The organism is Cellulosimicrobium sp. NPDC057862, from assembly GCF_042797035.1.
GTDB lineage: Bacteria > Actinomycetota > Actinomycetes > Actinomycetales > Cellulomonadaceae > Cellulosimicrobium.
The window spans coordinates 49961-63051 of sequence record NZ_JBHVMH010000014.1; the positions used below are offsets into that span (position 1 = coordinate 49961).

Consider the following 13091-nt stretch of genomic DNA (forward strand, 5'->3'; position numbering starts at 1 on the left):
CACGGGCTTCGGCGCGCGGAAGGCCGCCCGGTCGGCGAGCGGTGACTGCAGGTCAGTCGCGGGGGAGCGGCCGCATGCGCTTGCCGAGGGCCGTGTAGGCGGCGCGTCGCTGGAGCGCGACCAGCTTGGCCATGCGGTCTCCCCGCCGGACGTCGGAGTCGCTGATCTCGGTGGGTGCGAGGCGCTGCGCGAGGCGGTGGAACTCCGCGGCCTCCTCCGCCTGCGCCTTCATGAGGCGGACGGACCACTGGCTCGCGCTGACACGGAACGCGGCGAGGGGGCGTCGGAGTGCCACGACGTCGCCCGTGACCATGACAGGGGCGTAGGAACCCGCGTCGATGTAGTAGCGCAGGTCCTGCCACCAGCCCGCAGCCCGCAGGGCGTCGGTACGCAGCAGCACGCACGCCGGCTCGCCAAAGATGTTCGTCCCGGAGCGCACGGTCGCCCTCAGGGCGGCGGGGCCGGAGACGACGCCGTCCAGCGCGTCGAGACCTCTGCTCCGGAGGAAGACGTCGCCCCGCGCGTCGACCAGGTCGCGCTGGGAGGCGACCATCACCGCGTTGTCGCCCGCGGCGTCGAGAGCCTCGATCTGCTCCGCGAGCATCGTCGGTCGTAGCAGGTCGTCGCCGCACACGAGCTTGATGAGCTCGCCCCGGGCCAGCTCGCTGACCCGGTTCCAGTTGCGCCGCGCACCGCCGCCGGCCTCGGTCCGCTCGAGCCGGACACGAGGGTCGTCCGCGAACGGCTGGATGCGGTCCCAGGTGTCGTCCTGCGACGCGTGGTCGGCGACGACGAGCTCGAAGTCCGTGTAGGTCTGGTCGAGCACGGAGCGCAAGGTCTGCTCGACATAGTCGCCGTTGTTGTACGCAGGGACGACGACGGACACGCGCGGGCTCATGCTTCGGACTCCTCGGCGGCGTTCGGGGGCAGGTCCGCCGTGGGCTTCTTGCGGCGGAAGGAGAACCCCTTGTGGCCGAAGTAGCTGATCAGCGCCGTCACGCAGGTGATCAGGAGCTGGGCGGGGATGGGGGCGAGGCCGAGAAGCTCGACCACGAAGGGCAGCGCGACGATGTTCACGCCGAGCGCGGCCAGGTTGACGACCTCGAACCGCGCGAGATCGAGCCAGACGTGCCCGGTCACGCGGAAGACGAACTTGCGGTACAGCACGAAGGCGCACAGCACGGCGGCCACGTGGGCGCACACGAGGCTCGCCATGTACCCGTACGCGCCCAGGTGGTCGCGCAGGAGCAGCTCGAAGAAGATGAACCAGAAGGTGCCGAGGAGCGTGTTGAAGCCGCCGACGATGAGGAACGCGACACGCTGGTCCTTGACGATCCGGAAGAGGGGGCCCAGCGTGCCCTGCATGCCCGCCGGGGGCTGCATCGGCTTGTCTTCGCTCGTCGGAGGCTCAGGGTCCATGACCATCGAGCGGCAGTCCTCTTCTCGCGTTCACGGCGTGCGGTGGGTGGCGGCCCGGGGTGGGCGGTGCGCAGGAGCCCCGCGGCCTGACGAGGACGCGGGACCCAACGACTATAGTCTCCAGCGTGACGAACGAAGGCACGGCCGCTGCGCCGCACCGGATATCGGTAGTCGTCCCGGTCTACCAGGGTGAGCGGACGCTCCCCGCTCTGCTGGAGGAGCTCGAGGGCCTGACCACGCCGTTCGTCACCCCCGAAGGGGCCGACGCCGTCGTGGCCGAGGTCTTCCTGGTCCACGACCACGGGCCCGACGGGTCGGCGGAGACGATCCGCACGCTCTCCTCGCGGTACGAGTTCGTGCGACCGGTCTGGCTCAGCCGCAACTTCGGGCAGCACGCGGCGACCTTGGCGGGCATGGCGTCCTCGGGCGGCGACTGGATCGTGACGCTCGACGAGGACGGTCAGCACGACCCCGCGGAGATGATGGGGCTGCTCGACGCGGCGCTCCGCGAGGGCGCCGACGTCGTCTACGGGAGGCCGACCAACCAACCGCCGCACAGCGCGTTCCGCAACGTCACGTCGCGGGGCTCGAAGCGCGTGATCGAGGCGCTCGCGGGCAGCTCCGACACGTCGCTCTACCAGAGCTACCGTCTGGTGCTCGGGGAGATCGGGCGGTCCGTGGCAGCCTATGCCGGCCCGAACGTCTATCTCGACGTGGCCCTGGGCTGGGTCAGCGGCAAGATCGCGACCGCTCCGGTGACTCTGCGGGAGGAGGGGGAGAGGCGGTCGGGCTACTCGCTGCGCCGACTCCTCTCGCACTTCTGGCGGATGGTGCTGTCCAGCGGGACGCGTGGGCTGCGGATCGTCAGCGGACTGGGTGCGCTGTGCGGCGTGGCCGGGATCGTCGTCGCGATCGTGCTCGCCATCTCGCGCATCGTCGGCGGCCCCGTCGCGGAGGGATGGACGTCGCTCATCGTGGTCGTCCTCCTGGGCACCGGTGCGATCCTGTTCGCGCTCGGGATCATCGCCGAGTACATCGGCGTCGCGGTGAACATGGCGATGGGTCGACCGCTCTACCTGATCGTCTCCGACCCGGCTCGCGGTCCGCTCGGCCGCGGGGGCCGCACGCGGTGACAGCGGGCCCCCCGATGCTCGTCGTCGGTGCGCGAGGACTCCTCGGGAGCGCGGTCCGGCGGAGTGCGGCCGCGCGCGGCCTGCCGGTCGTCGCCGCCCAGGTCGACTGGGCGGTGCCGGACGTCGCCGCGCGGGATCTCGCGCGCGCGGTCGACCAGGTGGTCGCACTGGCGGGTGATGGCGGCTGGAGCGTCGTGTGGTGCGCCGGCGCGGGCGTCACCGCCTCGACGGACGAGGCGCTGCGGGCCGAGACCGACGTCATGCGTGCGTTCGTCGCCGACATGGAGAGCCGACCGGCCGAACATCTCGCCCGGTGCACGCTGTTCTTCGCGTCCTCGGCCGGCGGGCTCTACGCGGGCGCGGCAGACCCACCGTTCACCGAGCTGTCGACCCCCGCGCCGCTCGCGGCCTACGGTCGGGCGAAGCTGCTCGCAGAGCAGATCTTCTCGGAGCTGTCGGCCGGCGGGGTGCGGGTGGTCCTGGGGCGGATCTCCAACCTGTACGGCCCCGGGCAGAACCTGGCCAAGCCGCAGGGCCTCATCTCGCAGTTCTGCCTGGCGCACCATCTCGCGCGGCCGATCGGCATCTACGTCTCGCTGGACACCCTGCGCGACTACATCTACGTCGACGACTGCGCGGAGCTCGTGCTCGACGTCGTCGCCCGTGCCGCCTCGCACGAGCCGGGTTCGGCACCGGTGACGAAGATCCTCGCGTCGCAGTCCTCGGTGACGATCGCGGCGATCATCGGGGTGCTCCGCGCGATCTACAAGCGCAAGCCTCAGGCGGTGCTGGCGGCTTCACCCCTCGGCGCTCGGCAGGCGCGCGACCTGCGGTTCCGCTCCGTCGTGTGGCCCGACCTCGACGAGCGCCCGTTGACACCGCTGCCCGTCGGGATCGCCGTGACGGGCGAGGACATCGGCCGCTCGCTGCGGCTTCGCGGACCGGTGTGACCAGACCCGACGAACCCGGCGGTCGCGATCGGCTAGATTGGTTCGCCGTGCCCACCCGCCCGCAGGGCAGCCGTCCAGAAACGCCTAGGAGAGATCCATGAAGGTCCTCGTGACCGGCGGTGCCGGCTTCATCGGTGCCAACTTCGTCCAGCAGACGGTGCGCGAGCACCCCGAGCACGACGTCACCGTGCTGGACGCGCTGACCTACGCCGGTGACCGGAGCTCGCTCGCTCCGGTGGCCGACAGCATCGCCTTCGTCGAGGGCAGCATCACCGACGCCGCGCTGGTCGACGATCTCGTCGGCGAGTCGGACCTCGTCGTCCACTTCGCCGCGGAGTCCCACAACGACAACTCCCTGAACGACCCGTCGCCGTTCGTCCAGACGAACGTCGTCGGGACCTTCACCCTCCTCGAGGCCGTGCGTCGTCACGGCGTGCGGTTCCACCACATCTCGACGGACGAGGTCTACGGCGACCTCGAGCTCGACGACCCGGCGAAGTTCACGCCGACCACCCCGTACAACCCGTCGAGCCCGTACTCGTCCACGAAGGCCGGGAGCGACCTGCTGGTCCGTGCCTGGGCGCGGTCGTTCGGCATCGAGGCGACGATCTCGAACTGCTCGAACAACTACGGCCCGTACCAGCACATCGAGAAGTTCATCCCGCGGCAGATCACGAACCTGGTCGACGGCGTGCGTCCTCGCCTCTACGGCGCGGGTCTCAACGTGCGCGACTGGATCCACGTCGAGGATCACAACGCCGCGGTCTGGGCGATCGTGGAGAAGGGCCGCCCGGGGGAGACGTACCTCATCGGCGCGGACGGTGAGGAGTCCAACCTCGAGGTCGTACGGACCCTGCTGGAGATCTTCGGCCGCGACGCCGACGACTTCGACCACGTGAACGACCGCCCGGGCCACGACCTGCGGTACGCGATCGACTCGACCAAGCTGCGCGAGGAGCTCGGCTGGGAGCCCCGGTACACCGACTTCCGGTCCGGCCTCGAGGCGACGGTCCGCTGGTACCGCGAGAACGAGTCCTGGTGGCGGCCCTCGAAGGAGGCCGTCGAGGCGAAGTACGCCGCGGTGGGCCAGTAGCGGCACGACCGCCGGACGACGAAGGCGGCGCCCCGAGCTGTCGGCAGCTCCGGGGCGCCGCCTTCGTCGTCGTGCGGCTCAGCCGCAGGGGACAGGGCTGGGGAAGCCGGCAGCCTTCCACTGCTCGTAGCTGAGCGCGCCGTAGTAGCTGCTGCCGTCGTACCACAGCTCGTCGGTCCACGAGTACGAGCACACGTAGTCGCCAGGGAGCATGCGCTGCGTCTTCGGCGTCGGCGAGCCTTCGGCCCGCCACTCGGCGAGGTTCACCGGGTACCCCTGCCCGCCGCCGATCGAGAGCATGTAGGCGATCGAGCTGTTCCAGGAGAGCTTCATGAATCCCGAGTCGGCCTGGACGCGGGGGCTCGGCGATCCCGCCGCCTTCCACTGGTTGAACGTCAGCCGGTGGACCTGGCCGTCGAGCTCGACGAAGACCTCGGACGACGTCGCCCACTGGTGATAGGTCGATCCCTCGATCCATCCAGCGGTGCGCGGCGCCGGCTTCCCGGCGCGAGACCACTCGGAGAAGGTGACCTTTCTCCACTCCCACTGGTCGGAGGCGTTGTCGAAGAACGACACGGCGTAGATGGTCGACGACCAGGGGTACTTGACGAAGCTCGTGGGGACGGCCCGGGGCGTCGGCCGACCGGCGTCGACCCACTCCTGGAACGTGACGGGGTAGTGGAAGCCCCAGGCGTCGTCGTGGTAGTGGCGATAGACGGTCCCCGAGTACGGCACGCTGTAGAAGCCGTCGGGCTGCGCCGCCGCGGGCGACGCGGTCACGAGCGCGATCGTGCCGCTGGTGAGGAGCGCGAGGACGGACGCGAGAGTGCGCCGAAGGATGGTGTTCATGGCCCTGCCTGGAGAGTCGCCCGCGCTCCCGGTCCGTTACCGAGATCGTCGAGGAGTGGCCAGCATAGGAGGGCGGGCCCGTCGAGCACGCTGTTCCGACCCCCTTTTCACCCGGGACCTTGGTCCCGCGGCGCGTCGTCGGGCCAGCTGCCGGGGCCCGACCGGCGACGAACGACAGCGGGCCCGAGACGTCGGTCTCGGGCCCGCTGCCGGTGGGTCGGGAAGCGTCCGTGCTAGACGGTGCAGGTCGGTGCGGGGGAGCCGGCCGCGCGCCACTGGTCGAGCGTGAGCCAGCCGGAGTAGCTCCAGCCGCGGTAGTAGAGGCTCGGCGAGCCGCTCGTCGAGCAGACCTCGTCACCGGGCAGCATGCGTGCGCTCCGCGGGGTGGGCGACCCCTCGGACTTCCACCAGGCGGGGGTCACGGAGTAGACGTCCTGGTTGGCGATCGAGTCGTAGTAGACGATCGTCGAGTTCCACGTGAGCTTGAAGAACCCGGCGTCGGACAGGACCTCCGGAGTCGGCGAGCCGGCCGCGGTCCACTGGTTGAAGGTGAGCTTGTGCGTCTCCTCGTCGAGGTAGACGAAGACCTCCGAGGAGTTCGTGCCCCACTGGTAGTAGAACGAGCCCTCGATCCACCCGGCGGAGCGCGGGGTGGGCTTGCCCGCCCTCGACCACTCGGCGTAGGTGAGCTTCTTCCACTCCCACTGGTAGGAGGCGCTGTCGAAGAACGTCACCGCGTAGATGGTCGACGACCACGGGTACTTGACGAAGCTCGTGGGGGCCGGTCGAGGGGTCGGGCGACCGAGGTCGACCCACTCCTGGTAGTTGATCGGCTGGTGGTACTGACCAGCGTGGGAGTGGTAGAAGAGCGTACCCGAGTAGGGGACGCTGTAGACGCCGTCGGACTGTGCCGAGGCGGACGGAGCGGCCGCGACGGCGACGATGCCGGCGGTGAGGAGGGTGACGATCGACGCGAGCGTGCGTCGGAGGACGTGGTGCACGAGTGCCTGCCTGGGGTCCTGGCTGCGCTCCCGGCCGGCTGCCGGGTTCGTCACAGCGAAAGCACAGCATAGGGCCGCGACGGGGCTGCTCGGCACCACCGTCGCAGGTTCGGTCTCCGTGGGCCCCGTGCCCGCTCAGCGCGAGCGGCGAAGGCCGAGAAGATACTGCTGGACGTCTGCCCAGTCCGGGAGCAGACCGGCTGCCTCGGCCTGTGCGAGGGTCGGCGCTGCGGAGTCCTTGGGGGAGAGCTCGAACGAGAGCTCGCGGCCGTCGCGACCGTGCCGCGGCCACTCGATCCCGAGCGCGGGATCGAGCGGGTTGATGCCGTGCTCCCGTCCGGGGGCGTACGGCGCGGAGCACAGGTAGGTGACCGTCGACCCGTCCTCGAGCGAGAGGAACGCGTGCCCCAGCCCTTCGGAGAGGAACACCGCACGGCGATCGACGTCGTCGAGCAGCACCGAGGCGGTGCGCCCGAAGGTGGGAGAACCGCGGCGGATGTCGACGACCACGTCGAGCACGGCGCCACGGGGGCAGGTCACGTACTTCGCCTGACCGGGCGGGACGTCCGCGAAGTGCACGCCACGGAGCGCACCGGCCGCGGACACCGACAGGTTCGCCTGCTGAAGGTCCAGGTCCCGGCCGGTCGCCTCGGCGAACAGCTCGGACTTGAACCACTCGAGGAACAGGCCACGATCGTCCCCGTGCTGGGTGGGGGTGAAGGACCATGCTCCGGCGATCGGCAGTTCTTCCACCTGCACCAGGACTCTCCGTTCGTTCGAGGACACACGATGATAGACCGCGACGCGGCGGCGGGGCCCGTGGACCGGCTCGTCCGGGTCGAACGCTACGCTGTGAGGCCGTCGACAACAGGAGGACAGGGATGCGTTGGTTGGTCACCGGGGCCGCTGGGATGCTGGGGACGGACGTCGTCGCGGGTCTCGGCTCCGACGTCGAGGTGGTGGCGCTCGGCCGCGACGACCTCGACATCCTCTCTGCACCTGCGTGCCGGGACATCCTCCGGCCCGGGGACGTCCTCGTGAACTGCGCCGCCTGGACCGACGTGGACGGCGCGGAGACGCACGAGGCGGAGGCCTTCGCGGTCAACGCGGTCGGCGCCGCGAACCTCGCCACCGCCGCGGCTGCGGTCGGTGCGCGCATGGTGCACGTCTCGACGGACTACGTGTTCGACGGGTCGGCGGACGAACCGTACGTCGAGGGCGCCCCGATCCGCCCGGTGTCGGCCTACGGGCGCACCAAGGCGGCGGGCGAGTGGGCTGTCCGCTCCGCGAGCCCCGACCACCTGGTCGTCCGCACGGCGTGGCTCTACGGTGCGGCCGGGCAGAGCTTTCCCGGGACGATCGCGCGTCTGCTCCGGGAGCGTGGCGCCGTCTCCGTGGTCGACGACCAGGTGGGCCAGCCGACCTGGACGGTGGACGTGGCAGACGTCGTCGCCGCGCTCGTCGACTCCCGAGCGCCGGGCGGCACCTACCACGCGACCTCCTCCGGGTCGTGCACCTGGTACGAGTTCGCCCGCGCGGTGGCGCTCGAGGTCGGGACCGACGCCGCCGCGGTGAGCCCCACGACCAGCGAGGCCTTCGTCCGCCCGGCCCCGCGGCCCGCCTACTCCGTGCTCTCCCACGGAGCTCTCGAGCGAGCCGGGGTGGTGCCGATCGGAGACTGGCGCACGCGATGGGAGGCCGCCGCGGCCTCAGTGCTCCCCGGCGCGCGGGCGTAGGGGCTCCCGGCCGGCGTTGCCGCCGGGCGGTCAGGCGTCCGCACCTCGCCGGATCTCCGCGACGGCCTGGGGCGACAGCACGCTGATGGTCGGCGACTTCCCGCCGTTGAGAGTCAGCAGCCGGTCCCAGGACGAGACCCAGCGGCGCGTTCCGCCCTCGACCAGGAACACGGAGCTGTCGGCCGACGACCGGACGAAACGGCTCAGGGTCGGGCCGGCCGCCAGCCGTGACCACTGCGCCGCCGTGAGGTCCACGGCCGAACGGCAGGCCGAGCCGTAGTCCGTGACGAGCTCGCAGCTCGGCGCGCGCCGCCGCGTGTTGCCGTCGACGTACGCGACCGCCCCGTCCCGGGGGTCGCGGACGAAGCGCCCGAGCGGCTTGCCCGTGCGCAGGTACGACAGGTAGCTGTCGGCGGCGTCAGAGACCCGGCCCTGGACGGAGTTCGACCAGAGGACGTTCATCGAGGCGACCGGGTGCTTCGTCGAGCCCACCACGAGGTAGACGTCGGAGCGGTAGGGAGACATGACGAAGCTTCCCGTCGCCGTCCCCCAGAGCCCGGAGTACCTGGACTGCTCAGCCTTGACCCGGCGCCTGATCTCGTCCTGCCGGATCCACAAGGACTGTCCCGGGCAGGAGGTGGAGGCGACGTCACGATGGCCGAAGATCGTCGGTAGCCGCTGCCCGTTGATCACGGTCGTCCCGCCCGCGTCGACGCCGTGGATCGAGAGCTTCCAGCCGAGGAGACGGACGATCGCGTCGACGGCTGCGTTGCTCACGGTCGCGGTCTGGTAGTTCCCGAGGACCGAGACGCCCGTCGTCGGAGTGTTGTAGCCCGAGACGTGGGCGCCCGTGGTCTCGAGCTCGATGCCCCCCGCGCGTCCCTCCCAGATCCGACCGAACTTGTCGACGAGGAAGTTGTAGCCGATGTCTCCCCACCCGCGCGTCTGCGCGTGGTAGGCGTAGATCCCTCGAAGGATCGCCGGGACGTCGCCCGTGCCGTAGGAGTTCGTGCCCGCCGTGTGGTGGATGACGGCGGCCTGGACGTTCCCCTGGGCGGGCGACCACGTCCGCAGCGACTCGTCGGCGCCCCACTGCGCGCGGGAGAAGAAGGCGGGCGCCCGCGAGCTGCCGGGGTACCCGGACGGGACCGACGACGCGGTCGAGGCGAGCCCGCGGGTTCCCGCGCTCGACAGCCCAGTGGTTCCCGTGCTCGACAGCCCGGTGCCGGAGCCGCCTCCGAAGGCCGCCGGGACGGGGGGTGCGAGCGTGTCCGAGGAGTCCGCCGCGCTGGTACCGGGGTCGATGACCACGAGCTCGACGTCGTGGACCTCGGCGACGGCACCGGTCACCCGGGCCTCGACACGGGAGACGTCACCGGCCACGAACGGTGCCGTCCCCGGGACCGAGTCCTGGGACCCCGGCTCGATCTCGAGCGCCTCCCAGGCGCTCAAGGCACCGGCGGCGCTCTCGGACCGCACCTCGACCGTGAGGCCGGTCGGGTCCGCGGGCCCCTGCCAGACGACTCCGACCGTCACGAAGCCCGAGACGTCGGAGGAGGCGTGGAGCTCCTCCGACGTGTCCGTCGCGCCCGCCGCGGTGTCGTGAGGGTCGGTCGAGAACGGCGCGACGGAGGACGGCTCCTCGGCGAGCGGGGCCGCCTCGAGCGGAATCTCTTCGACCGACGGCTCGACCGGTTCCGGGGCCTCTGCCGGGAGGGCGGTCGCCCGCGACACCGTGTCGACGACCGTCGGGCGCGCGATCGTCGGCCCGGCCACGAGGACCGTACCGAGCATCGTGAGCGACGTCGTCAGCGCGACGACGCGCCGGGTTCGGGTCAGCATCGTCCGGGCACCTCCTAGGAGACTCGGGCACCTGTCGGCGCCGTCGTCACGCTAACCCCTCGGCTTCCCTGCCGCGCGGGGGAGAAGGGCTCAGGAGTCGAGCAGCCCCAGGAGATACGTGCCGTAGCCGGACTTCACCAGCTTCTCGGCCCGGGCCCGCAGCTCGTCGTCCGAGAGGAATCCCCGACGCCACGCGACCTCTTCCGGCGAGCCGATCTTCAGTCCCTGGCGGTTCTCGATGGTGCGGACGAAGTCCGAGGCCTCGAGGAGGGAGTCGAACGTCCCGGTGTCCAGCCACGCGGTGCCGCGAGGGAGGACCTCGACCTGGAGCCGACCCTGCTGCAGGTACTCCCGGTTGACGTCGGTGATCTCGTACTCGCCCCGTGCCGAGGGCTGCAGGTCGCGCGCGATGGCGACGACGTCGTTGTCGTAGAAGTACAGGCCCGGCACGGCGTAGTTGGACTTCGGCTCGCGAGGCTTCTCCTCGAGCGAGAGCGCGGTCCCGTTCTCGTCGAACTCGACCACGCCGTACGCGGTGGGGTCCGAGACCCGGTAGGCGAACACGGCGCCACCGTCGAGCCCGTCGAACCGGGTGAGCTGGCTCCCGAGACCCGGACCGTAGAAGATGTTGTCCCCGAGCACGAGCGCCGCGGAGTCGTCCCCGATGAACTCGGCGCCGAGCACGAAGGCCTGCGCGAGCCCGTTCGGCTCCGCCTGCACCGTGTAGGAGATCGAGACGCCGAACTGCGAGCCGTCACCGAGAAGCCGACGGAACTGCTCGGCGTCGTGCGGCGTCGTGATGACGAGGATGTCCTGGATGCCCGCGAGGATCAGCGTCGAGAGCGGGTAGTAGATCATCGGCTTGTCGTACACGGGTACGAGCTGCTTGCTCACGCCGAGAGTGATCGGGTGCAGTCGGGTGCCGGAGCCGCCGGCGAGGATGATTCCGCGCATGGTGGCGATCCTCTCATGCCGTGTCGGCGCGTCCGAGGAGAGGTCGCCGGGTACCCGCGACGACCTGTCTGGCCGCGGGTGGATCGCCCGGAGGAGAGCGGCGGAGCGGCTCCGTCCCTACGCCCGCTACGCCCGCGGGCGGGTCGGGGCGGGCGGCCGCGATGCCGTCAAGGGACGCGGCCGACGGCCACGAACTCGTTGTAGACGAACAGGCCTCCCGCGCTACGCGGGAACGGGAACGACGACCAGCCGTCGACGTCGAGACCGACGGAGCGGAAGATTCGCACGAGGCGCGGGCCGTCCACGAAGTCCGTGTGGCTCGCGTCGCTCCGGTAGCCGCGCTCCTGCGGGCAGACGGCCATGACGACCGCCCCGGGCCGGAGCGTCTCGACGTACGGACGGAGGAAGTCCTCCTGGCTGCCCGGCGCCAGGTGCTCGAGCACGTGCGCCACGAGGAGGCCGTCACGCGGGCGATCGCCGTCAGGGAGCCGGAAGAACTCGTCCGGCAGGTAGGCGCGGTGACCCGTCGTGCGGCAGAAGGCGACCGACGTGGGGTTGTGGTCGACACCGACGCTGCCCGCGCCGAGCGCGGACAGGTTGCGGCCGATCCCGCAGCCGAGGTCGATCGTGGGTCGGGCGCCCAGGTGCCGACGCAGGTTCCACCGATACGGGGCCTGGACGTGCAGCAGGCGCTTCCACCAGCTGCCCTGGAGGGCGCGGAGGCGTTCGGTGTAGTCCTCTGACGTCGTGTCGAGGTGCTGCGGCGCGCCCTTCGGGGCAGACTCTGCTGACACGTTCCCTCCCACCGCGCGGTTTTCGACGAGAGTACATGGCGGGGGCCGGCGGGGCGTGGCGAGGGGGTCGTATGTCTTTCAGGAGGCGCGCCCGCGCCGGCGCGGTCCGGTCCGCGCTCGTGGGGGTGCTCGTCAGCGGTCTCGTCGTCGGGGTCGTGGCCCCGACCGGGGCGAGCCACGGCACCGGCGGCTCGGTCGTCGCCGCGCGAGCCGGCTCGGGTGCCGTCCTGGAGCCGGAGGCAGCTCCCGTGAAGTACGTCAAGAAGCCGCACGACCCCACGATCTACGTCGTCGAGGGCATCGACCATCGGCGACTGACGTACGCGCAGTGGCTGGCCGCGGGCTCTCCGGTCCCGTCGCCCACCCAGACGGAGTTCGTCCGCTACCCGTGGTCGCCGACCGTCTATGCGGTCACCTACTGGTCCGCGGCGGTCCGGGACTGGGACCGGCTGACCGGCGACACGTGGTCGGCCGCAGGGCGCCCCGAGCCACGGATGACGGGGTGGATCCCCGGAAGCACGATCCACCGGTGGGACTCGTCGCCGGAGCTCTTCCTCCGGGGTCCCGACAGGAGCCTCCACAAGCTGACCGAGCGGGAGTGGGCCGCGACCGGGTACCGCGCTCCCACGGTCCGCGCGAACGAGGGCTTCGTGAAGCTCTCGTGGAACGGCTCGATCGCACGCATGTCTGACCTGCGCTACGGCCAGGGTCGCCCCATCAGCTATACCGAGTGGCTCGCCGAGGGCTCGCCGTCGCCGCGCGTCGCACCCCGCTTCCCTGGCGACATCTTCGAGAAGGACTTCTCCGGCCCGGCCATCCGGTACTCCGGACCGACGGTGCAGAAGTACCTCACACCGGCCGAGTGGCAGGCGGCCGGTGCCCCCGCCCCGTACACCGGCCGCAACGGCCGGCTCGACACCGCGACCCTGTGCCCGGTGTCGTGGAAGCGCTCGGTCCTCCTGCGGTGCGACGCCCAGCGCGCCCTCGAGCGGCTCAACAGCGCGTACTGGGGTCGCTTCGGGAGATCGATGTCGATCGGTTACGGCTACCGGACGTACGCGACGCAGGTGTACCTGCGCATGACGCTCGGTACCGTCGCCGCGGTCCCCGGGACGTCGAACCACGGGTGGGGTCTCGCGCTCGACACCGCCGAAGGGTCGCAGCACGGCTTCGGGTCAGCCTCGTACGAGTGGCTCAAGGTGAACGCGCCCGCGTTCGGTTGGCACGCGCCGCGGTGGGCGTGGCAGGACGGCTCCAACCCGGAGTACTGGCACTTCGAGTACACGGGCTGACGGCGCCACGTCGTCGATGGAGCGGTGC

Annotated in this window: 13 protein-coding genes; 5 read left to right on the forward strand and 8 right to left on the reverse strand. The window is 71.0% G+C overall.

The features are described 5' to 3' along the window. Positions 1 to 52: 52 nt before the first annotated feature. Positions 53 to 898 carry a glycosyltransferase family 2 protein gene (locus ACFVN3_RS16000; protein WP_378233907.1) on the reverse strand — a complete coding sequence of 282 codons (846 nt, stop codon included), beginning with the start codon at positions 896 to 898 and terminating at the stop codon, positions 53 to 55. Then, the gene (locus ACFVN3_RS16005; RefSeq protein WP_378233908.1) at positions 895 to 1425 is read right to left on the reverse strand and encodes a GtrA family protein; all 531 of its coding nucleotides are present in this window, start codon (positions 1423 to 1425) and stop codon (positions 895 to 897) included. Before ACFVN3_RS16005 ends, ACFVN3_RS16000 begins: the two co-directional genes overlap by 4 nt. 119 nt (positions 1426 to 1544) lie before the next feature. Here ACFVN3_RS16005 and ACFVN3_RS16010 point away from each other — a divergent pair, with 119 nt between their 5' ends. The 3 genes from ACFVN3_RS16010 to rfbB all read left to right on the forward strand — a co-directional run bounded on the left by ACFVN3_RS16010 (position 1545) and on the right by rfbB (position 4595). Further along, positions 1545 to 2552: a glycosyltransferase gene (locus ACFVN3_RS16010; RefSeq protein ID WP_378233909.1), complete on the forward strand. Its 1008-nt coding sequence runs from the start codon at positions 1545 to 1547 to the stop codon at positions 2550 to 2552. After that, entirely contained in the window at positions 2549 to 3502 is a 954-nt protein-coding gene (locus ACFVN3_RS16015) for an NAD-dependent epimerase/dehydratase family protein (protein WP_378233910.1), read from the forward strand. The genes ACFVN3_RS16010 and ACFVN3_RS16015 overlap by 4 nt, the downstream gene beginning before the upstream one ends. A gap of 97 nt (positions 3503 to 3599) precedes the next feature. Further along, on the forward strand, positions 3600 to 4595 hold the full coding sequence (rfbB, locus tag ACFVN3_RS16020; RefSeq protein WP_378233912.1) for a dTDP-glucose 4,6-dehydratase: 996 nt from the start codon (positions 3600 to 3602) through the stop codon (positions 4593 to 4595). A gap of 78 nt (positions 4596 to 4673) precedes the next feature. On the opposite strand, the gene ACFVN3_RS16025 is transcribed toward rfbB, so the two are convergent. The 3 genes from ACFVN3_RS16025 to ACFVN3_RS16035 form a co-directional block, all read right to left on the reverse strand. Further along, positions 4674 to 5444, reverse strand: a complete 771-nt coding sequence (locus ACFVN3_RS16025; RefSeq protein ID WP_378233913.1) for a hypothetical protein — start codon at positions 5442 to 5444, stop codon at positions 4674 to 4676. A 233-nt stretch (positions 5445 to 5677) separates the two neighbouring features. Further along, positions 5678 to 6499, reverse strand: a complete 822-nt coding sequence (locus ACFVN3_RS16030) for a hypothetical protein (protein WP_378233914.1) — start codon at positions 6497 to 6499, stop codon at positions 5678 to 5680. Positions 6500 to 6580: 81 nt separating this feature from the next. After that, the gene (locus ACFVN3_RS16035; RefSeq protein ID WP_378233915.1) at positions 6581 to 7204 is read right to left on the reverse strand and encodes a dTDP-4-dehydrorhamnose 3,5-epimerase family protein; all 624 of its coding nucleotides are present in this window, start codon (positions 7202 to 7204) and stop codon (positions 6581 to 6583) included. Positions 7205 to 7326: 122 nt separating this feature from the next. On the opposite strand from ACFVN3_RS16035, the gene rfbD reads away from it, so the two are divergent. Further along, positions 7327 to 8181, forward strand: a complete 855-nt coding sequence (gene rfbD, locus ACFVN3_RS16040) for a dTDP-4-dehydrorhamnose reductase (RefSeq protein ID WP_378233916.1) — start codon at positions 7327 to 7329, stop codon at positions 8179 to 8181. Between the two features lie 30 nt (positions 8182 to 8211). On the opposite strand, the gene ACFVN3_RS16045 is transcribed toward rfbD, so the two are convergent. From ACFVN3_RS16045 to ACFVN3_RS16055, 3 genes are all read right to left on the reverse strand, one after another. Beyond that, positions 8212 to 10023, reverse strand: coding sequence for a peptidoglycan recognition protein (locus tag ACFVN3_RS16045; RefSeq protein WP_378233917.1), 1812 nt, complete (start codon positions 10021 to 10023; stop codon positions 8212 to 8214). Between the two features lie 90 nt (positions 10024 to 10113). Further along, the gene (rfbA, locus tag ACFVN3_RS16050) at positions 10114 to 10977 is read right to left on the reverse strand and encodes a glucose-1-phosphate thymidylyltransferase RfbA (protein WP_378233918.1); all 864 of its coding nucleotides are present in this window, start codon (positions 10975 to 10977) and stop codon (positions 10114 to 10116) included. A gap of 167 nt (positions 10978 to 11144) precedes the next feature. Further along, positions 11145 to 11771 (reverse strand): class I SAM-dependent methyltransferase, encoded by a 627-nt coding sequence (locus ACFVN3_RS16055; RefSeq protein ID WP_378233919.1) that lies wholly within the window; start codon positions 11769 to 11771, stop codon positions 11145 to 11147. Between the two features lie 71 nt (positions 11772 to 11842). Here ACFVN3_RS16055 and ACFVN3_RS16060 point away from each other — a divergent pair, with 71 nt between their 5' ends. Beyond that, entirely contained in the window at positions 11843 to 13063 is a 1221-nt protein-coding gene (locus ACFVN3_RS16060; protein WP_378233920.1) for a M15 family metallopeptidase, read from the forward strand. Positions 13064 to 13091 lie beyond the last annotated feature (28 nt).

Bases quoted from the DNA above. Each gene is read 5' to 3' on its own strand.
- rfbB (WP_378233912.1), top strand. From the start codon at position 3,600: ATGAAGGTCCTCGTGACCGGCGGTGCCGGCTTCATCGGTGCCAACTTC.
- ACFVN3_RS16060 (WP_378233920.1), top strand. From the start codon at position 11,843: ATGTCTTTCAGGAGGCGCGCCCGCGCCGGCGCGGTCCGGTCCGCGCTC.
- rfbA (WP_378233918.1), bottom strand. From the start codon at position 10,977: ATGCGCGGAATCATCCTCGCCGGCGGCTCCGGCACCCGACTGCACCCG.
- ACFVN3_RS16000 (WP_378233907.1), bottom strand. From the start codon at position 898: ATGAGCCCGCGCGTGTCCGTCGTCGTCCCTGCGTACAACAACGGCGAC.
- rfbD (WP_378233916.1), top strand. From the start codon at position 7,327: ATGCGTTGGTTGGTCACCGGGGCCGCTGGGATGCTGGGGACGGACGTC.
- ACFVN3_RS16005 (WP_378233908.1), bottom strand. From the start codon at position 1,425: ATGGTCATGGACCCTGAGCCTCCGACGAGCGAAGACAAGCCGATGCAG.
- ACFVN3_RS16045 (WP_378233917.1), bottom strand. From the start codon at position 10,023: ATGCTGACCCGAACCCGGCGCGTCGTCGCGCTGACGACGTCGCTCACG.
- ACFVN3_RS16025 (WP_378233913.1), bottom strand. From the start codon at position 5,444: ATGAACACCATCCTTCGGCGCACTCTCGCGTCCGTCCTCGCGCTCCTC.